16 protein-coding genes are annotated in these 21,230 nt (G+C 37.2%); 10 read left to right on the top strand and 6 right to left on the bottom strand.

Annotation, left to right across the window (positions count from 1 at the left end; genetic code table 11):
• Nucleotides 1–3 precede the first annotated feature (3 nt).
• The 3 genes from MMF97_RS01025 to MMF97_RS01015 form a co-directional block, all read right to left on the bottom strand.
• A complete protein-coding gene (locus MMF97_RS01025; RefSeq protein ID WP_243357696.1) occupies nucleotides 4–870 on the bottom strand; it encodes an ABC transporter ATP-binding protein in 867 nt (288 codons plus the stop codon).
• A gap of 75 nt (nucleotides 871–945) precedes the next feature.
• A complete protein-coding gene (locus tag MMF97_RS01020; RefSeq protein ID WP_243357694.1) occupies nucleotides 946–1,155 on the bottom strand; it encodes a helix-turn-helix domain-containing protein in 210 nt (69 codons plus the stop codon).
• A gap of 2 nt (nucleotides 1,156–1,157) precedes the next feature.
• Nucleotides 1,158–1,625 carry a hypothetical protein gene (locus tag MMF97_RS01015; protein ID WP_243357692.1) on the bottom strand — a complete coding sequence of 156 codons (468 nt, stop codon included), beginning with the start codon at nucleotides 1,623–1,625 and terminating at the stop codon, nucleotides 1,158–1,160.
• Nucleotides 1,626–1,863: 238 nt separating this feature from the next.
• Here MMF97_RS01015 and MMF97_RS01010 point away from each other — a divergent pair, with 238 nt between their 5' ends.
• Nucleotides 1,864–5,694 carry a TIM-barrel domain-containing protein gene (locus tag MMF97_RS01010; RefSeq protein WP_243357690.1) on the top strand — a complete coding sequence of 1,277 codons (3,831 nt, stop codon included), beginning with the start codon at nucleotides 1,864–1,866 and terminating at the stop codon, nucleotides 5,692–5,694.
• 27 nt (nucleotides 5,695–5,721) lie between these two features.
• On the opposite strand, the gene MMF97_RS01005 is transcribed toward MMF97_RS01010, so the two are convergent.
• Nucleotides 5,722–6,585, bottom strand: coding sequence for a transglutaminase-like domain-containing protein (locus tag MMF97_RS01005; RefSeq protein ID WP_243357689.1), 864 nt, complete (start codon nucleotides 6,583–6,585; stop codon nucleotides 5,722–5,724).
• A 4-nt stretch (nucleotides 6,586–6,589) separates the two neighbouring features.
• Between MMF97_RS01005 and MMF97_RS01000 the strand changes: the two genes are divergently transcribed.
• Both MMF97_RS01000 and MMF97_RS00995 read left to right on the top strand, forming a co-directional pair.
• The gene (locus MMF97_RS01000; protein WP_243357687.1) at nucleotides 6,590–7,405 is read left to right on the top strand and encodes an O-methyltransferase; all 816 of its coding nucleotides are present in this window, start codon (nucleotides 6,590–6,592) and stop codon (nucleotides 7,403–7,405) included.
• A gap of 1 nt (nucleotide 7,406) precedes the next feature.
• A complete protein-coding gene (locus tag MMF97_RS00995; protein WP_243357685.1) occupies nucleotides 7,407–8,078 on the top strand; it encodes a DUF1345 domain-containing protein in 672 nt (223 codons plus the stop codon).
• Nucleotides 8,079–8,135: 57 nt separating this feature from the next.
• Here MMF97_RS00995 and MMF97_RS00990 read toward each other — a convergent pair whose 3' ends face one another.
• Entirely contained in the window at nucleotides 8,136–10,310 is a 2,175-nt protein-coding gene (locus MMF97_RS00990; RefSeq protein WP_243357683.1) for a penicillin acylase family protein, read from the bottom strand.
• A gap of 105 nt (nucleotides 10,311–10,415) precedes the next feature.
• Nucleotides 10,416–11,546, bottom strand: coding sequence for a BamA/TamA family outer membrane protein (locus tag MMF97_RS00985; RefSeq protein WP_243357681.1), 1,131 nt, complete (start codon nucleotides 11,544–11,546; stop codon nucleotides 10,416–10,418).
• 151 nt (nucleotides 11,547–11,697) lie between these two features.
• Here MMF97_RS00985 and MMF97_RS00980 point away from each other — a divergent pair, with 151 nt between their 5' ends.
• From MMF97_RS00980 to MMF97_RS00950, 7 genes are all read left to right on the top strand, one after another.
• Nucleotides 11,698–12,678 (top strand): deoxyhypusine synthase family protein, encoded by a 981-nt coding sequence (locus tag MMF97_RS00980; RefSeq protein WP_243357679.1) that lies wholly within the window; start codon nucleotides 11,698–11,700, stop codon nucleotides 12,676–12,678.
• Between the two features lie 256 nt (nucleotides 12,679–12,934).
• Nucleotides 12,935–14,227: a c-type cytochrome gene (locus MMF97_RS00975; RefSeq protein WP_243357677.1), complete on the top strand. Its 1,293-nt coding sequence runs from the start codon at nucleotides 12,935–12,937 to the stop codon at nucleotides 14,225–14,227.
• 46 nt (nucleotides 14,228–14,273) lie between these two features.
• Nucleotides 14,274–17,318: a TAT-variant-translocated molybdopterin oxidoreductase gene (locus MMF97_RS00970; protein ID WP_243357675.1), complete on the top strand. Its 3,045-nt coding sequence runs from the start codon at nucleotides 14,274–14,276 to the stop codon at nucleotides 17,316–17,318.
• 26 nt (nucleotides 17,319–17,344) lie between these two features.
• Nucleotides 17,345–18,817 carry an NrfD/PsrC family molybdoenzyme membrane anchor subunit gene (nrfD, locus tag MMF97_RS00965; protein WP_243357674.1) on the top strand — a complete coding sequence of 491 codons (1,473 nt, stop codon included), beginning with the start codon at nucleotides 17,345–17,347 and terminating at the stop codon, nucleotides 18,815–18,817.
• Nucleotides 18,818–18,819: 2 nt separating this feature from the next.
• Nucleotides 18,820–19,356, top strand: coding sequence for a DUF3341 domain-containing protein (locus MMF97_RS00960; RefSeq protein ID WP_243357672.1), 537 nt, complete (start codon nucleotides 18,820–18,822; stop codon nucleotides 19,354–19,356).
• The gene (locus MMF97_RS00955) at nucleotides 19,349–19,954 is read left to right on the top strand and encodes a c-type cytochrome (protein ID WP_243357670.1); all 606 of its coding nucleotides are present in this window, start codon (nucleotides 19,349–19,351) and stop codon (nucleotides 19,952–19,954) included. The genes MMF97_RS00960 and MMF97_RS00955 overlap by 8 nt, the downstream gene beginning before the upstream one ends.
• 15 nt (nucleotides 19,955–19,969) lie before the next feature.
• Entirely contained in the window at nucleotides 19,970–21,193 is a 1,224-nt protein-coding gene (locus MMF97_RS00950; protein WP_243357668.1) for a quinol:cytochrome C oxidoreductase, read from the top strand.
• Nucleotides 21,194–21,230 lie beyond the last annotated feature (37 nt).

Raw genomic sequence — 21,230 nt, 5'->3', positions numbered from 1 at the left:
AGGTTATTGGTTAAGCGTATGGAAATAAAGGTGCTCCAGATTAGGCTCTATTAAAGAAAAACCTTCGGGTTGTTGTGACGCTAATACGGTGATATGCAATTGTTTTTCTATCAAATGGTTCGAGATTATCTGATAATTCTGCAAATAATCATTTAATTCGTTTCTCTCGATTTTTCTGATCCATACCTTATGATCTAATTGTTTTATCATATCTGAAGGTGAGCCATAAGCCAATAAAGAACCATTCTTAATGATGGCCATTTTACTGCATAAGTTTCTTACATCCTCAACCAAGTGGGTCGAAAGGATTACAATAATATCTTCGCCAATCTCACTTAACAGGTTGTTAAAGCGGTTTCGTTCTTCAGGATCAAGACCCGCAGTTGGTTCATCAACAATAATAATCTGAGGATTGCCTAATAAAGCCTGCGCCACCCCAAACCTTTGTTTCATACCTCCAGAAAAAGTATAAACCTCTTTGTTTTTATGGGCAATTAGATTCACTTTCTCTAACAGATCAATAATCTGTTTTTTACGCATGACAGCGTCATTAACTCCTTTAAGAATGGCCAGATGGTTTAATAGGTCATAAGCCGAAACTTTAGGATAAACTCCAAAATCCTGAGGTAGAAATCCTAATTGCTTTTTGATGAAATCACTGTCTTTGCGAATGTCAGTGCCATTAAAATAAATCTCACCTTCATCAGCCTGCTGTAAGCCTACAATGGTACGCATTAGGGAGGATTTACCAGCTCCGTTTGGCCCCAATAAGCCAAACATGCCATTATTGATTTCCATTGATATGTTATTGATAGCTTTTATACCATTCCTGTATGTTTTGCTTAGATTTTTAATGGTTAAAGTGTTCATGGTTTGTTTAAAATTTAGGTAATACAATTCCAGGCAACATTTCTGTCGCTTTTTTTAATTGATATGTGTTGTGGATTATTGCTCTTTTTGGTATTCTAAAATATCTCCGGGCTGACAATCTAGTATCTCACAGATGGCCTCGAGTGTATCAAATCTTACTCCTTTTGCTTTTCCCGTTTTCAGAATGGAAAGATTAGCCTGGGTAATCCCTAATTTCTCTGCCAATTCTTTGCTTTGCATTTTACGTTTGGCCAGCATTACATCTACATTTACAATAATTGGCATAGCTATATAAATAAATCCTGTTCGTTCTGTAATTTAACTCCCTGACTAAAGATGGCTGCAAGGAAATAGGCAAATATGCCTAAAATGAAGTGAATAACCACCAGCATTTCTATACCTTCTTCAATGTAACTGAATAAGTGGGCTAAAACCATGCATGTACCTGGCAAAATAAGGTTAAGTAGATAAAACCACTTCAACTGCCTGATGCCTTTAAGTGTAAATAACTTAGGTTGAAAAAATAGTTTAAATACATTGGCCGTAAGCAGAAAGAATAAGCCATAAAACCCTAAGATCAAAATAAAATCAAATAAGATATAAGGTAGGTTATAATCGCCCAGCAAGAAAGGTTTACTTGAAAAAGGCCATAGAATGGCAAATTTCTTTTCATCGATAATATTTAACCGAAGACCTGTGCTCAGGCAAAAAGTTGCGTAAGCGGTAATAAGGAAATACACTGCTGAAATTACCATAAAAATGTAATACAGTAGCTTTGAAATAAGTTTCACAGATGGGTTCATGAAAGTTTGTCTAAAAATTGTTATTGCAAATGTATAAATAATTATTGTTAAACAATAATTATTTTAATAAATTAATAATTTTCAGCTGATGTAATCAATCATGTGATGTTTTAAAAGCACACTTTATGTACTTTTATCCCGCTAATGATTTAATCATAATCTCATTCCGGATAACTTATAACCTAATACAATGAATAAAGTATTAAGACTATTCAGACATATAAGCTCTCTTAATGTTGTAATTCTGTTAACAAGCCTTGTAATGCTACAGGGGCAATCCCTGTATGCACAAACCCATGGAATTGTTAGTGCAAAAAAATCAGGTGCAACTACGGTAGAACTTACTCTGACCAATCAGCATAAACTTCTGGTCGATTTTTATGGTAATCATATTTTCAGGCTTTTTCAAGATAATAGTGGAGGAAACATGAGAGCTCCGCAGGCCAAGCCCGAAGCACAGATTTTAGTTGATCAGCCCCGTAAACCTGTTTCAAACTTAAACTTAACAGATAACGGGCATGAGATTTTAATCAGCACACCAAGTATTAGCCTAAGTTTTAATAAAGCCAATACGCTCTTTAAATTGGTTGATCTCCAAACAAAAAAAGTAGTTTTAGAAGAAGCCGAACCGGTTTTATTTGAGAGCAACAAAGTTAGCTTAAGCCTTAAAGCTAAACCAGATGAATATTTTTATGGAGGAGGCGTACAAAATGGCCGTTTTTCTCATAAAGGAAAAATGATTGCCATTGAAAACCAAAACAGTTGGACAGATGGAGGAGTAGCTTCTCCAACACCGTTTTATTGGTCAACTCAGGGATATGGCTTAATGTGGTACACTTTTAAAAAAGGTAAATATGATTTTGGCTCAAAAAATAAATCAGTTGTAAAAGCTTACCATGAAACCAATTACTTAGATGTGTTCTTTATGGTAAACCAGCAACCAGCAGCTTTACTAAATGATTTTTACCAGCTAACTGGTAATCCTGTACTGTTGCCAAAATTTGCTTTTTATCAGGGACATCTGAACGCTTATAACCGCGATTACTGGAAAGAAGACGAGAAAGGGATTTTATTTGAAGACGGCAAAAAATACAAGGAAAGCCAGAAGGACAATGGCGGTATTAAAGAATCGCTGAATGGTGAAAAAAACAATTACCAGTTTTCTGCACGAGCAGTTATAGATCGTTATCAAAAAAATGACATGCCTTTGGGCTGGATATTGCCTAATGACGGTTATGGTGCAGGATACGGGCAAACAGAAAGTTTGGATGGCAATATCCAAAATCTAAAAAGCTTTGGTGAATACGCCCGTAAAAATGGAGTAGAAATTGGTTTATGGACACAATCAGATTTGCATCCTAAAGAAGGTATCAGTCCGCTTTTACAGCGCGACATCATAAAAGAAGTAAGAGATGCAGGTGTAAGAGTATTAAAAACAGATGTGGCTTGGGTAGGTGCTGGTTATTCCTTTGGTTTAAATGGAGTAGCAGATGTAGGAAAGATTATGCCTGAGTATGGAAATCATGCAAGACCTTTTATCATTTCACTTGATGGCTGGGCCGGTACGCAACGTTATGCAAGCGTATGGTCGGGTGATCAGACCGGAGGTGTGTGGGAATATATCCGTTTCCATATCCCAACTTATATTGGTTCAGGGCTTTCGGGTCAGCCAAATATCACTTCAGATATGGATGGTATTTTTGGTGGACAAAACCCTGTGGTAAATACACGCGATTTTCAATGGAAAACTTTTACACCCATGCAGTTGAATATGGATGGATGGGGAACCAATGAAAAATATCCGCAAGCATTGGGCGAGCCGGTAAGCTCTATTAACCGTAACTATTTAAAGCTTAAGTCGGCTTTATTGCCTTATACCTACAGCATAGCCAAAGCAGCTGTGACAGGTTTGCCTATCATTAGGGCTATGTTTTTAGCAGATCAAAATGCTTACACATCGGGTATCGCCACGCAATATCAATTTATGTACGGGCCTTATTTTCTGGTAGCACCTATTTATCAGCCAACACAGGCTGACCAAAAAGGGAATGACATCCGTCACAACATATATCTGCCAAAAGGTACATGGTATGATTATTTCACAGGTGAAAAATATGAAGGCGGTGTGATCATCAACAGTTTTGATGCGCCTTTATGGAAATTACCCATATTTGTAAAAGCAGGTGCGATTATTCCAATGGTTAACCCCAATAACCATGTGAAAGATATTGATGAGCATACCCGTACATACGAGCTTTACCCATATGGTAAAAGCAGCTTTACAGCTTATGATGATGATGGGAAAACCGAAAATTATAAAAAAGGCCAAGGTGCCACAACCTTGATTGAAAGTAATCTGAGCCAGCAGACAGCAGTTATAACCGTTCAAACAACCAAAGGTAATTTTGATGATTTTGTAAAAAATAAATCAACCTGGTTTAAAGTAAATATTACCGAGAAACCCAAACAAATAGCGGTTAAAGCAGGTAGTAAGAACATTAAATTAAGAGAAGTAAGCAATATAGATGATTTTACAAAAGGTCAGAATGTATTTTACTATAATGCACATCCTAATTTTAATGAATTTGCTACAAAAGGCAGTGAATTTGAAAAGGTAGCCATTACTAAAAACCCTCAGTTATGGGTTAAAGTAAATGCAGTAGATATTACTGCAACACCAATAACGTTAAGTATTTCGGGATATCAGTTTAATCCTGCAGATCATTTGAAGAAATCAATAGGAACATTGAGCATTCCTCAAAATGCATTGATTTCTGATGCCAACACAGAAGCTTATACTCTAAAACCAAGCTGGGATAAGGTAAGCAATGCAGATTATTATGAGATTGATTTTAACCAGATGCGCTATACCCATATCAAAGATACAAGCTTTTTATTTGAAGGTTTAGAACCCGAAACAAGCTATACTTTTAAGTTAAGAGCTGTGAACAGGAGCGGAGCGTCAGAATGGGTTACTATAAATGCGAAAACAAAAGTAAATCCTTTACAATTTGCTATTAAGGGCATTACAGCACAAACCACTGCTCAAAACCAAGAGGGAGAAGAAATAGAAAATCTTTTTGATTTTGATGAAGCCAGTATGTGGCATACCAAATGGGGAGCTAAAGCTGTTCCGTTTGATCTGGTCATAGATTTGAAAACCATTAATAAGCTGGATAAACTGCATTATTTACCACGTAGTGGAAGAGGCAATGGGATCTGGCTAAAAGGTACCGTTTATTACAGTAACGATAAAGAAACCTGGACAGAAGCCGGAGCATTTAACTGGGAAAGAGATGATAAAGTAAAGGTGTTTAATTTCTCTGAGCATCCTAGTGTACATTATCTAAAAATTGCCCTGACTGAGGGCGTTGGCGGCTATGGTTCAGGTCGTGAGCTTTACGTATTTAAAGTACCGGGTACAGAAAGCTATTTGCCGGGAGATATCAATAACGATAGAAAAATAGACCATAACGACCTAATTTCTTATACAAATTATACCGGATTACGTAAAGGCGATGCTGACTTTGAAGGTTACATTAGCAATGGAGATATCAACCATAACGGAATAATAGATGCCTATGATATTTCGGTAGTAGCTATACAGCTTGATGGAGGAGCAAAATCCGGAGCAGAGAAAATAGAAGGTAAAATAGAATTTACCGGAAATAAACCTGTTTACAATAAAGATGAAATAGTAGAGATTACTGTAAAAGGATCAGGACTAAAAGCCGTAAATGCTTTGAGTTTTGCGCTTCCTTATGCTAACCAGGATTTTGAATTTGTAGGTATAAAATCCCTAAACATGAAAGAAATGGACAACTTTACCAACGATAGGTTGCATACCAATGGCGATAAGGTTTTATACCCAACTTTTGTGAATACAGGAAATAAGGAAACTTTAGAAGGTGCACAAGACCTGTTTATCATCAGGTTTAAAGCTAAACGTAAAGCTTCGTTTGATTTAAAAGTTACGCAAGGATTTTTGGTTGATAAGGCACTGAACGTGATTAAGTTTTAAGATCAAATATTTTGCAGGATGGTAGAATCAGATTCCTTCAGACAAGATCTCCTGCAATTCTTTCAATTCAGCAACCTTTTCTGCTGCGCCCAAGTTTTCATAAGCAGAAACCAGGTTTCTGATGATGCGGCGTACAATTTCTGCATTGCTGCAAGGTGCATAAAACCCCGGCTGCGGTTCTAAATTAAGCTGGCGTAAAAACTGGTCAACATCATGTTTACCAAAAATAGCACCTTTGTTAAACGCGTTGATGTAAAATAATACAGCCTTTTCCTTATCGGGATTGGTCTCATCTATATAACCTAAAATAAAGTGCTGTGGCAGGTTTACTCCATAAACCGGAATATCAAGTTTTTGCGCTAAAGTAGCATAGATAATAGCCAAAGAAATCTGATTTCCTCTCTTGCTATCTAATACCTGACTGATGTAAGAATTTTGCGGATCATGGTGGTTTTTGGTGTTGCCGCTAAATCCAAACTGGGTATAGAAAACATGATTAATCAGCTTTATTTTTTCAATAGAGCTCATCTCATATTGCAGGCTCATCCAAATCTCACGTTTAATATCTTCTATCTGATTAATTACATGTTGCTCGTCAAGATCTGGGTATTGGTAACGATTAATAATCAAAGCGCCTTGTAACAAATCAAAAGCACCACTTTGATACCATAAACTCAGATCTAGTTTTACATTGTTAAACTGTATGGTGTGCACAATGTTCTCAATGCGATCTTGCATTATAGTATCCAAAGACTTTTCCCACACGTTTTCCAGATAAGAAACTACCTCGCTGCCATAATTGATCAGCCGCTCCTCAACATGCTTAAAAACCTCTTCATCAGGATCATCAAGCAATCTTACCAACGCATCTATCTCAGCAAAATTTTTCATTATTATGCAATTACAAGTTCAGTCTTTACTTTTGTTTATGGTTTTAACTTTCCTTACAGATTTTTTTAAGCACCGTTTAACAGCAAAAAGCAGACATGGAACACATTCGCCTTTTGTTTACAAACTGGCAGATGAGGTAATTTACGATTTTTCAGAGAAAAACGAATATGAGCAAATAGAAACACAGCGTAAAAAGCTGTTAAATGACGATAGACTGATAACTGTTACCGATTTAGGTGCAGGCTCTCATCTTAATAAAAACCGTACAAAAAAAGTTAAGCAGATTGCAAAAAACGCCTTAAAAACACCTCGTTTGGCTCAGCTTATTTATAGGTTGGCAAAGGATCATAACCCGAAAAATATCATAGAGCTGGGTACTTGTTTGGGTATTACAACAGCATATCTGTCAAAAGCGTGTCCTGAAGCAGATATTTTAACCATTGAAGGCTGCCCGCAAACCGCTGCTATTGCCGCACAAAACTTTAAGGAATTGCAATTAAGCAATATAGAGTTGCAGGTAGGTAACTTTGATGATCTATTACCAAACGCCATTGCAGCAAGAGAAAAATTAGATTTTGTGTACATAGATGGAAACCATACCAAACAGGCTACGTTAAATTATTTTAACTGGTGTTTGCCTAAGATTCATGATAATACCCTGCTTATTTTTGATGATATTTACTGGAGCCAGGGTATGAAAGAAGCATGGGCTGAGATTAAGGCACATCCAGAAGTGACTGTAACCGTAGATTTGTTTTGGATCGGGCTGGTTTATTTTAGAAAAGGACAGGCTAAAGAACATTTTAAGTTAAAGTACTGATATGAAAAATACATCAGGATTGAGCAAAATACAAAAACAGAAAGCCGGAGAACGCTTTGCCATAAGTGTTGCTTGCGGCATATTCACGTTTTTTATCAGCGAAATGTTTGATCTTGATCTGATCAGTAGGCTTATGGCCGGATGGATTATGTTTTGTGCTGTGCAGATTGCTACCAGTTGGTGGATTTTTAATCATACCACACCTAAACAAACACAGCAACATGCAAATATTGAGGATGGGGGTAGGGCTGCTATTTTCTTGGTGGTATTACTTGCAACCTTTGCGGGATTACTCGCTGTGTTCATTTTAGTAGGCAAAGCTAAAGTGAACGAAAGTCATGCCTGGTTATATCTTGTTTTAGGTATGTTAGGTATGTTTTTAAGCTGGTTTTTAGTACATACCATTTATACCATACGCTATGCACATTTGTATTATGAGTTACATGGTAATAAAATACAAGGAGGTTTAAAGTTTCCGCATGATGATGAGCCTGATTTCATTGACTTTGCTTACCACTCGCTGGTAATAGGCATGACATTTCAGGTGTCTGATATAGATGTAACCACCCGTAAGATGAGAAGGTTAACTTTATGGCACAGTGTAATTTCTTTCGTATTCAATACCTGTATCATAGCACTTACCATTAATGCTGCGGCTGGTATTGCAGGATAATAAAGCGTTTGCCTAAATCCTTATGAACTTCAATTTAGACAAACGCCTGTGCTTTAATTATTCTCCTGGTCTGTAAGTACGCTCTGCGTTTTTCAGCACATCTTCTTTATAAAAGTAGATATCTTTAAACTGTCCTTTGCTGTACATCAGCGCCTGATCGTTAAAATGCTTAGACTTAGGATCTCCGCTGTTTCCGCCTGCTAAAACAGATTTTGCTTTTATTTTGTCGCCAAATTCTACCACACATACAAAACTGTTACCACTTGTTCCATAACGTTTATTGGTTTTGAACATACTGCTTCTAAAAGAGGGTAGCTGTCCCCAAATGCCCGAACCAAAAGCTACAGGCAAACTTGGCGCATTGTCATCATATTGCTCATCTATATTACCCGTTAAACGTTGAAAGCGGTTTATTTCGCCCCAACTTACCTGCCATTTGCCAAAACGCTGGTTTAAATTATTAATGGTGGCTTTTAGAGGTATCAATAAATCTGCAGGTTTTGCGGTTTTAGCAAACGTAATGGTAGAGGTAACCTGATCTTTCTCTTCAGGGTCGATATATACCTTTTGTATCATGCTGTTTAAGCGAGGAGCCCATTCCATAGCCAAAGCAGCTGCAACAGAATTTTCGGCACTGTAATAATCCCATTTTCTTAAGGTATTAACAGGCTCTTTTAAAGCGTTTTTCAGACTGTCGGTTTCAGGCAAGGCATCATAAGCTTTAATCAGTGCAGGTAGCAAAACTTCAAATGCCGATAGATAGGTGTCATATCCCATGGCAATCACTTTATTCATATTATATTTAACGGGCCTATTTAGCAAACGTAAAGCCGATACACCTCTAAAGTTCTCTCCATCTGGAGCCATATAGCTAGGGTAATCGCTCTTTTTAGGACTGTTTGCTCCAGCAGCGGTAAATGGAGTGGAATTACAGTTTTGCAACCAGCCATTTACCGGATTGTAAATATGTACGCTCTCTTTTACCGGGTGCAAACCTTTCCATGCCGTTGCCGATATAGAACCATCTACTACCTCAGCCCAATTGTATTTGGTATCTCTTATTGGTATATAGTTACCATGCCAGTAGGCAATATTACCTGCTGCATCTGCATATACGGTATTGTTTGAACCGTTGGCACGTAGATCCATTGCTTTTTTATAATCATCAAAGCTTTTTGATTTGGTACGTACCCAACTTTGAACCAAACTTTCGGGGTTTCTGTTCTGGTGTCGTAATGTAATCCATTTACCATCTCTTATGGCCATTACGGGTCCATTTACGGTAAAGTAAGTTTTAAAAGATTTAGATTTCAGTTGGCCATTTTCAGTATATCTGATTTCTATATTTTTGATTTTTACAGGATGTTTCTTTCCATCGTATTCATAAAAAAGATTTTGCCCTGTTTTGGTAATCTTTTCAGCATACATGTCTGCAATATCTACGTTGTTGGAGGTATGCATCCATCCGCAGAAATCGTTGAAGCCTTGGTACACAAAAAACTGTCCCCAGGTTACCGCACCATAAACATTTAAACCCTCATCACTGTGCATCTGTACTTCGGGTCTGAAATAAAAAGTGGTATGCGGATTAAGATATAAAATAGCTTTGCCATTTTCGGTAACCTTAGGTGCAAAAGCAAACCCATTGGAGCCGCTTTGCTGATCTTTTATTTCAGGAATATAAGCTGTGGGTTGATGATCATTGGTGTAAAAGCGCTTAAGTTCGGCAACGGTGAGGTTACCGGTGTTGATGGCGCCTATACTGCCGTCTGTCCATAGAAAAGGATACCAAGGTTTAAAGCGGGTTAATAAAGCAGGTTTTACCTGTGGGTTTTTATATAAATAATAATTGATGCCATTTGCGTAAGCATCTAATAATTTTTTTAGCCAAGGCGCTGCTTTTTTATAATCGGCGATGGCATCGGTACTATCAATTAACAGACGAATTTGTAAGTCGTTAAAAAGGCCCTTTTCGCCATTAATTTCAGATAATCTCCCTAATTTTTCGATGTAATTTAATTCTACCCGTTTAAAATCATCTTCGCATTGTGCATACAAGAGGCCAAAAACGGCATCGGCATCTGTTTTACCATATACGTGCGGTATTCCCCATTTATCTCTGATGATCTGTACCTGTTTTGCTTGTTTTTCTAAATTAGCAATTTCGGTTGGGCTTAATTTCTGTGCAAATAAGGTTAAAGGCAGAAATAAGAGTAGCAACAACTGTTTCATATATGAATTATAAGGTTTAGTTAACATTAACGAATATCTAAACTTTATCTTAGTATATAAAGCAAGTGTTTAATTTTCAAGTATATTTTTACTTGAGCCTAGATATTAGAATGCTTCGCCTAAGCCAATGTAAAATCCGGTCTGTCTTTTTTCGCCCGGACGTTTTTCGCCTACACCATAATCGAAACGTACACTTAAGCCTTTGGCTGTATCAAAAAAGTACCTGCCTCCAACACCATAATTAGGTTTGAAATCATTTAAGTTCACCTGGTTGTTGTTGAATACCTTACCTAAACCTGCAAAAGCCACGAAAGCAAAGCGGTTCATAAAGCGGTAACGTAGTTCGGCCTGTCCTTGGAGCAAATTTTCATCGCGGTAACGCCCGGCGTAATAACCTCGCATAATTTCATCATTACCCAGTTGAGGCAACATGTAAAAAGGGGTGTGATTGCTTTGAACCGTATGGTAAATGGCCTGCACGCCTAAAACCACTTTAGGTGTAAAAGACCAAAAGTTGCGTAAGTTTATTTTAAACTGGCTACCTTTAAAATTATCTCCGCCAAAAATATCAGGAGCATACTGGTATGAGATTCGGCCAAAAAAACCTTTGGTAGGAAAGTTATTGCTGTTACGGGTATCTAAGCTTTGTGATACACCGATAAACACTACAGAGCCGCCATCTTTATCGAAGATCAACGGATCTTGTGCAAAGATTCCATCAGCCATTTTATCTGTAAAGCTGTAATTTTCAAAACCCAAAGAAACTCCGGTGTAACTTTTGGCTACAAAACTTTTTTCGGCATCAAATAACATTTTTATAGAGCGTTGTACAAGTTTATCTTCGTTAGAAGCTAATGTATTGTTGCCTAAGCCATAAAAGTTAAAGGGCATATCCTTAAAACGAATGTCGCCGATAAGATGGTGCTTATTGCCTTTTGTCCAAACATCGCCTTTTAGCGTAACGCTGTAAGTGCCTTTGGTAGAATAAGAACCCATGCCATAAAAATTGGAACTGCGGTTTAAAGTGTCTTTCCTGTCAAGATATAATGAATATATAGCGCCCAAACCCAGTTCAACTCCGGTTTCCTGTGCATAACCCAATACAGGCACAGGCATAAAGCTCGATTTACGGGTAGTATCTTTTTCGTTTGATAATAATTTTCTGATCAGCTTGCCCTGTGCATTGCATACCAATACGCTTATACTCATTAGAAAGGATAATCCAACTTTTTTCATAAGGACAAAGCTATTACAAATAGCGCAAATGCGTTTAAAATTTTATAATTAACTTGTTTTGAGTGCCTTATTGTAAGATGACAAATAAACAACATAGATTGGCAAAGATTAAAGTAATTGGTTACTTTTGCCAATTAAAATAAATTAAATAATGAGTACTACAAGAGGACCAATATCCAAATTTATGGAGACCAATTATCTCCATTTTAATGCTGCAGCTATGATGGATGCGGCTAAAGGGTACGAAACCCATTTAGATGAAGGTGGCAAAATGATGATTACGCTTGCGGGTGCAATGAGTACTGCTGAGCTTGGAATTTCACTTGCCGAAATGATCAGACAAGATAAAGTTTCTATTATATCTTGTACAGGTGCTAACCTGGAGGAGGATATCATGAACCTCGTAGCACACTCTCATTATAAACGTGTACCTAATTACCGTGATTTAAGCCCGCAGGATGAATGGGATTTGTTAGAAAACCATTATAACCGTGTTACAGATACCTGTATTCCTGAAGAAGAGGCTTTCAGAAGATTGCAAAAACACATTCATAAAATATGGAAAGATGCAGATGATAGCGGTGAGCGTTATTTTCCGCATGAGTATATGTACAAAATGCTTTTAAGTGGAGTTTTAGAGCAATACTATGAAATTGATCCTAAAAACTCATGGATGTTAGCTGCTGCAGAGAAAAACCTCCCAATAGTGGTTCCGGGATGGGAAGACTCAACTATGGGAAATATTTTTGCTTCTTACGTAATTAAAGGAGAGCTTAAAGCTACTACCATGAAAAGTGGTATAGAATATATGGGTTACCTTGCGGATTGGTATGTGAAAAACTCAGAAGGTAAAGGCATAGGATTTTTCCAGATAGGCGGGGGTATTGCTGGCGATTTCCCTATTTGCGTAGTACCGATGCTTTATCAGGATATGGAAATGGAAAATATTCCTTTTTGGAGCTATTTCTGCCAGATATCAGATTCTACAACCTCATATGGTTCATATTCAGGAGCTGTGCCTAATGAGAAGATTACATGGGGTAAATTAGATATCAATACGCCTAAGTTTATTGTAGAATCAGATGCTACAATTGTGGCTCCTCTGATTTTTGCATGGATATTGAAACAATAATCCAGAGATCAAAATCTTTATTTGATTAATTGTTAGAAAACAGAAGGAATTATTAGACTGAAATTGTGCTTAGGCGCCATTAAAGCTAACAATTCTTATTAATTTAGAATGATTATAAATTGTATTTCACTGTCATTAATGTGTCATTGATAACTTAATAAAGATTACTTTTGTCCAAATATTTCTGAGTGGTAAACCGACGGAAAACCGTTCAGAACAAAAAAATTATTTCAAATTATAGCATAAAATACTCATTATGAGAAATATCTCATTAGGATTTAAAAAGTTTAGAAAGTCGGCCATGATTTTGGCGGCGCTATCTTTTTTTATTGTAACTGTATCAAAAGCGCAGGATGTAGCGGAGGGTAAGACATTATTTACAGCAAAATGTAAATCATGTCACGCGTTAGATCATGATTTAACAGGTCCGGCTTTAACGCCAAAAGTTAATGAATTAGACGAGGCTTTCTTGATTTCGTGGATTAGAGACAACGTATCATTAAGAGCTTCGGGTAACAAACAAGCTATAGAAGCGGCAAAATTCTCGCCTTCTGAAATGACTACTTTCCCTAACTTAAGTGATGATCAGATTAAAAACATCATTGCTTACGCTAAGGCAGGTGAACCTAAAAAAGAGGCTGCCGCTGGTGCTGCAGCTGTAAAAGATGAAGGTGCTTCAAGTCTTTCTATCGTGGGTATTATAGCTATTATCGTTCTATCGATAGTTGTATTGGTTGTATTAGGAAGAGCAATTAAAGTTTTAGAGCGCTTAATTCTTGAAAAACAAGGTATTGAAGTTGCTGAAGAAGAAAATGTTTCTTTAGTGACAGGTGTTAAAGGCTTGTTTAAAAACAAGAAATTTGTTTTCTTCACGGTATTGTGTCTTGTAATCGTTTTAGGTTCTTTCGGTTGGATGGGTATGTGGGAAACTGGTGTTCATACTGGTTACCAACCAACACAGCCAATTAAATTCTCTCATGAATTACACGCTGGTATCAACCAGATTGATTGTCAATACTGTCACTCAGGTGCGTTTAAATCTAAAAATGCGACTATCCCATCTTTAAATGTTTGTATGAACTGTCATAAAAACGTTCAGGCCAGAACTGAAGATGGACAGATTTCTCCTGAAATCCAAAAAATCTATAATGCTTTAGGGTATGATGCTGATAAGCAGACTTACGATAAATCAAAAGAAAAACCAATTGAGTGGGTTCGTGTTCACAACTTGCCAGATTTCGCTTATTTCAACCACTCGCAACACGTCGTAGTTGGAGAAGAAGCAATCCGTAAAGAAAAAGGCTTGAAACCTACAGATCCTGTATGTTTCGCTTGTCACGGTCCGGTAAACACAATGGAAGAAATTTATCAATATTCTCCATTAACCATGAAATGGTGTATCAACTGCCACAAAGAGGCTGATATTTCTAATAAGAAAAACGATGCATTTTATGCTAACGTAATTGCTGCTCACGAAAAAATCAAAAAAGGTGAGAAAATTACCCCAGCAATGTTAGGTGGTTTAGAGTGTGGTAAGTGTCACTATTAATAAAGAGTTTAGTTAAGAACGTTCGATAAACAGTAATATAGCTTAAATGGAAAGCAATAAGAAATACTGGAAAGGCTTAGAGGAGTTAAATAAAACTCCAGAGTTTCTTGAAAACAACAAGAATGAATTTGCTGAGCCGCTTCCAATAGAAGATGTTTTAAGTGAAGCAGGATTAAGTACGGTAACCCCACGTCGCGACTTTTTAAAAGCGTTAGGTTTTGGTTTGGGAGCTGTAACTTTAGCTGCCTGTCAGAAAGCACCGGTACATAAATCAATTCCTTACTTAATTAGACCGGAAGAGGTTGTACCAGGTATCCCGAACTATTATGTTTCTACCTTTAAAGGTAACAGCGTTTTAGTTAAAACCGTAGTTGGGCGTCCTATTAAAATTGAAGCAAACCCTAAAGCAGGTGTTTTCAACAATGGTACAGATGCTCAGGCTCAGGCTTCAGTTTTAGATTTATATGATGTTTCTAAGCTGAAGAATCCTATTTTAAAGAAAGAAGATACAACCTGGGCTAAACTGGATGATTATGTTAAAGGCGAGTTAAACAAAGTGCAGGCTGCGGGTAAAAAAATCCGTATTGTATCTTCAAGTTTAAACAGCCCATCAGCTAAATCTGTAATTACTGATTTTGCAGCTAAATATCCAACTGCAAAACACGTACAGTACGATCCGGTTTCATATACAGGTATAATCAAAGCAAATGAGAATAGCTTTGGTAAAGCTGTATTGCCTAAATATAACTTTGATAAAGCAGACCTTATTGTAAGTTTTGCTGCCGATTTCTTAGGAACATGGATCAGTGGAGAAGAATTCACTGCTCAATATATTTCTAACAGAAATTACAAATCATTAGAAAAAGGTAAAATGTCTCGTCATTTCCAGTTCGAAACTGGTATGAGTTTAACGGGTACTAACGCAGATACGCGTGTTACGGTTAAATTATCAGAGCAGGGTCCTGCTTTAATTGCACTATATAATGCAATTACAGGAAACAGCTTGCCAGGAGCAGGTTTACCAAACAATACTACAGCAGATAAAGCCATTAAATTGGTTGCTAAAGAGCTTACCCAGAATAAAGGTAAAGCCCTTGTAGTTTGTGGTTCTAATGATGTTTCTACACAAACATTAGTTAATGCAATTAACGTGGCTATTGGTAGCTACGGTTCTACTATTGATATCGATAATCCTTGCAAACGTTATGAAGGTAACGATGCTGAATTTGCAGAGCTGATCAACGAAATGAGCAGGGGAGAAGTAGGTGCTGTATTCTTTATGGATGCAAATCCTTCTTACGATGCTGTAAATGCTAAGGCATTTAACGAAGCTTTAGCTAAAGTTGGCTTAAAAGTTTCTTTTGCCGATAGAGAAGATGAAACAGCTGAGAATTGCGAAGTTGTTGCTATTGCTCCTCATTATTTAGAATCGTGGGGCGATGCCAATACTTACGAAGGTTATTACTCAATTGTACAGCCAACCATCAATCCGGTATTCAATTCACGTCAGCCAGAGCAAAGTTTATTGATTTGGTCTGATGCTCCGGTACAAGATTACTATCAATATGTACGTAATAACTGGGAGAAAAACATTTTACCTGGAACCGGTAAATCATGGAACGATCTATTACAAGATGGATTGGTAGCCAAAGCTCCTAAAGCAGCTTCTTCTTATGGTTTTAGCCTAGCTTTAGATGCAGTAGTTTCTTCTATTACAGCAAGCAGCAAAGCCTTACAAAAAGATATCGAGTTATTGGTTTATGAAAATATCCCAATGCGTGACGGTAAATTGGCAAACAATGCTTTCTTGCAAGAATTGCCAGATCCGGTATCTAAAGTAACTTGGGATAACTTCCTAGCGCTATCTCCTAAACAGGCAGATAAATTAGGCTACAAAGAGTTTGACTTGGTTTCTGTAAAAGGTGCAAATGGTCATGAGGTTATTCTTCCGGTATTGTTACAGCCTGGACAAGCGATGGGAACTGCAGCTATAGCTTTAGGTTATGGCCGTACCAGAGCAGGTAAAGCTGGTAACAATGTAGGTAAAAATGCTTATCCATTTGTAAGCTTTACAAACGGAACCTTACAATATGCCACTACTGCTACTTTAGCTTCGGCAGGTGGTAGAGAAGAATTAGCACAAACACAAACACACTATTCTTTTGAAGGAAGAAACGTAATTCGCGAAGCTTCTTTCAAAGATTATCAAAAAGATCCTGCAGCAGGTTCAGGTAACCACCATAAGCATAAAGTGTATGATTTGTGGACTACAGATAAGCATGAAATGCTAGGTAACAACTGGGTAATGGCAATTGATTTAAATGCTTGTACTGGTTGTGGTTCTTGTATAGTTGCTTGTAACGTAGAAAACAACATCCCAGTTGTAGGTAAAGACGAGGTTCGTCGTCGCAGAGAGATGCATTGGTTACGTATAGATCGTTATTACAGCTTTAATGATGAGAAAACAGGCAGTGATGTAACTAAAGAGACAGAGATTGCTAAAATGGATAACCAGGATAATGTATCTGTGGTACACCAGCCAATGCTATGTCAGCACTGTGATCACGCACCATGTGAAACAGTATGTCCGGTATTAGCAACCGTACACTCATCAGATGGTTTAAACCATATGGCTTATAACCGTTGCGTAGGTACACGTTATTGTGCAAACAACTGTCCATACAAAGTGCGTCGTTTTAACTGGTTTAACTACTGGAACGACTCTCGTTTCGATAATTATTTAAATAATGAATTTACACAGTTGGTGTTAAATCCTGATGTAACTACCCGTTCAAGAGGTGTTATGGAGAAATGCTCAATGTGTATCCAACGTATCCAAGCAGGTAAATTAGCTGCTAAAATGGAGAAACGTGCACTAAAAGATGGTGATATTAAAATGGCTTGTCAGCAAGCTTGTTCTGCAAATGCAATCATCTTCGGAGATAAGAACGATCCTAACTCAGAAGTATCAAAAGCATTACGCAGCGAACGTACATACTATGTTTTAGAGGAAATTAATGTAGAGCCAGGAATTGGCTACATGACAAAAATTAGAAATATCGATTCAGAAACAAAAGAAGTGCACGCTTAACAGCTGTATTTAGAGTATAAATTATTATGTCAGGACATAACGAATCAATTTTAAGAGAACCATTAATTACCGGCAAAAATATCACGTATGCAAAAATTACGGATGATATTTTGATGCCAGTAGAAAATAAACCTAACAGAGCATGGTGGATTGGTTTCATCGTTTCGCTTTGTGGCGCATCGCTTTGGGTGTTTGCCGTAAGTTATACTTTCTGGACCGGTATTGGTGCTTGGGGTTTAAATAAAACAGTAGGTTGGGCTTGGGATATCACCGGTTTCGTATGGTGGGTAGGTATTGGTCACGCCGGAACGCTAATTTCTGCGGTATTATTACTTTTCCGTCAGAACTGGCGTAACTCCATTAACCGTTCAGCAGAGGCCATGACCATTTTCGCCGTAATCTGTGCTGCTACATACGTTGTATCTCACATGGGTCGTCCTTGGTTAGCTTATTGGGTACTTCCTTTGCCAAACCAGTTCGGTTCACTTTGGGTAAACTTTAACTCACCACTAGTGTGGGATATGTTTGCGATCTCAACGTATTTCTCTGTATCATTATTATTTTGGTACACAGGTTTATTACCAGATATCGCAACCATCAGAGACAGAGCAACAGGCTTGCGTAAAAAAATCTATACTATTTTCTCATTTGGTTGGACAGGTAGCGTAAAAACCTGGCAGCGTTTTGAGGCGGTATCATTGATCTTAGCAGGTATTTCAACGCCACTGGTACTTTCGGTACATACCATTGTATCTATGGACTTTGCTACTTCAGTAATTCCGGGATGGCATACCACGATCTTCCCTCCATATTTTGTGGCTGGTGCGATTTTCTCTGGTTTTGCCATGGTATTAACCTTATTATTGGTTGTACGTAAAGTATTAGGTTTAGAGAACTATATTACCATGTTCCACATCGAATCAATGAATAAAATCATCATTGTAACAGGTTCGATTGTAGGTGTGGCTTATTTAACAGAGTTATTTATTGCATGGTACTCAGGATCTCCTTATGAGATGTATGCATTCCAAAACCGTATTGCCGGGCCATATTGGTGGGCATACTGGTTAATGATGACCTGTAACGTAATTTCTCCTCAGTTATTCTGGTTCAAAAAGATACGTACAAACATTGCTGCTACTTGGATTTTATCTATCGTAGTAAACATCGGTATGTGGTTTGAGCGTTTTGTAATCATTGTAACTTCATTGCACCGTGATTATCTCCCTTCAAGTTGGGCAATGTTTTATCCTACTTGGGTTGATGTGAGTGTGTTTGTGGGTTCAATTGGTTTATTCTTTACTTTATTCTTATTGTTCTTAAGAGTTTTACCTTCTATTGCTATTGCAGAGGTTAAAATGATTTTGAAGAGTGCAAGTGAGCAGTCTAAAATGGAATTGATCAAAGAAGGTCATTTAGATAAAGAACAAATGAAAGAATACATTGAGTCTTTAGAAAAATTTGATAGTGTTAAACAAGAAGAATACGCAAAATTATAACAATGAGTAATATCAAATATATTATAGGCAGTTTTGGCGATCCTGATGAGTTGATGCATGGCATTGACAAATTGCAGGAGAACAACATCTCTATTTATGATGTTTATACTCCTATGCCTATTCACGGTATTGAAGCAAAACTGGGAGTTAAAAGATCAAGACTTGACGTTGCTGCTTTCTTTTTCGGTATAACCGGAACAATAACCATGCTTACAGGAGTTTATTTGGCAACTGTTGTAGATTGGCCTTTAAACATTGGTGGTAAAACTCATTTTGCGTTACCAGATTTTATTCCAATTACGTTTGAGTTAACCATTTTATTCTGTGCTTTCGGGTTAGTTGGTTCTTATTATGCATCAACACATTTATTCCCTGGAAGAGCACCAAGAGTAATGGACCTACGTGCTACAAATGATCGTTTTGTCATTGCTGTTGATGCCAAAGAAAATGCAGATCACGCTAAAATTGATGAACTATTAAAAGGTGCTGGCGCTCTAGAGGTTAAGTACAATGAAAGGAAGTATATTAGCTATGAATAAGAATAGAATAGTTTTAGCCACTTTTTCATTATTATCAGCTGCTGTAATGTTCTCAGCTTGTAGAGATAAAAAAAGCACAGGCTTAGAATTTGCAAGAAATATGTATGATCCGATTGCTTATAATCAAGATCAACCAGTTTCTACTACAAATCCAGATTTAGAGAGTTTTAAAGGACAAACGGCGCAAACGCCACCTTCAAATACTAATCCTGTAGGTTTTGACAGGTATGAATTGCCAAACACTAAAGAAGGTTATGAAGCTTCTGCGGCATTGGTAAATCCATTACCTGTAACTGAAAAGAACCTAGCAGAAGGTAAGCACTTTTATACTGTATTTTGCGCTCCTTGCCATGGCGAAAAAGGCGATGGACAGGGTCATATCGTAAAATTAGATAAAGGTATATCAGGTGTACCAGCTTACCACGGAGATGATGCAAATTCATCTAGAGGAGGCTTAATGAGAGATTTACAGGCTGGTAAAATTTATCATACTATCATGTATGGATTAAACGCAATGGGGTCTCATGCATCACAACTTACACCAACCGAGAGATGGAAAGTAGTAATGTATGTTCAGGAATTACAAAAAATAAAATAAGAAAAGCAGAAATAAATGGGAACTCATCACTATAATTTAGCCGAACAATTTGAGTTTACAGGAAAAGTTAGAAACCTAAGTATAATAGGTATTGTAATTGGCCTGGCAGCTATTGGATACGGCTTTGCTTCGGGTGCTAGCGAACGTACTTTTGCTAACCTGTTACTAATGGCCTATTACTTTGCTTGTGTATGTATGTCGGCCGCATTTTTTCTGGCTGTACAATTTGTAGCACAGGCAGGTTGGTCTGCATCAATTTTGCGTGTACCACAAGCTATGGCTAGAACCTTACCTTTTGCTGTAATTATTTTACTGCTTGTAATTGGTTTAGGTTTATATTCACATAATCTTTATCATCACTGGCATGCAGAAGGATTAATTGATCCTAATTCGCCAAACTATGATAACCTTATCGCTGGTAAGTCAGTGTTTTTAAATGTGCCTTTCTTCATGACCAGACAAGTTGTGTTTTTAGGTATCTATTCAATCTTTGCTTATTCTGTTGCTAAATGGTCATATAACGAAGATTTGAACGGAGGTTTAGAATCTTACAGAAAAAGCTTTAAAAACTCTTGTATATTCTTAGTAATATATGGTTTTACAACTCCAATTTTTGCTTTTGATACCATCATGTCTTTAGAGGCACACTGGTTCTCTACAATGTTTGGATGGTATAACTTTGCCGCAATGTGGGTAAGTAGTCTTGCCGCTATTGCAGTTATTCTTATTCTATTAAGAAAAGCAGGTTATATGAGCTGGGTAAATAACAGTCACTTACATAACTTAGGACAGTTAATATTTGGTTTCTCAATTTTCTGGACCTATGTATGGTTTGCACAATTCTTATTGATCTATTATGCAAACATGTCTGAAGAAACAGTTTATTTCTATAAACGTTTTGAAAGTTATGAATTCTGGTTTTACTTAAACCTTGCAATGAATTTCTTAGCTCCGTTATTATTATTAATGGATCGTGATAACAAGCGTAGTGAGAAAATGTTATTGTTTGTTTCTATAGTTGTGTTATGCGGTCACTGGGTTGACTACTATCAAATGATCATGCCAGGTATTTTTGAACATGGTACTAAGGATGGCAGTGGCTTTGGAATTATAGAAGTAGGCGTTGCTCTAGGATTTTTAGGATTATTTACTTTCACCGTATTAAATGCGCTAAGTAAAAAAGCCTTAGCTCCAAAGAATCACCCTTTCTTACAAGAGAGTTTACACCACCATTTGTAAGATTGGCTTGCGTTTTAGAATATAATAATTGAAATAT

Source organism: Pedobacter montanisoli (assembly GCF_022809115.1).
Classification (GTDB): domain Bacteria; phylum Bacteroidota; class Bacteroidia; order Sphingobacteriales; family Sphingobacteriaceae; genus Pedobacter; species Pedobacter montanisoli.
Note: the sequence above shows the minus strand (reverse complement) of the source record. Positions and strands in the feature narration are given on the sequence as shown.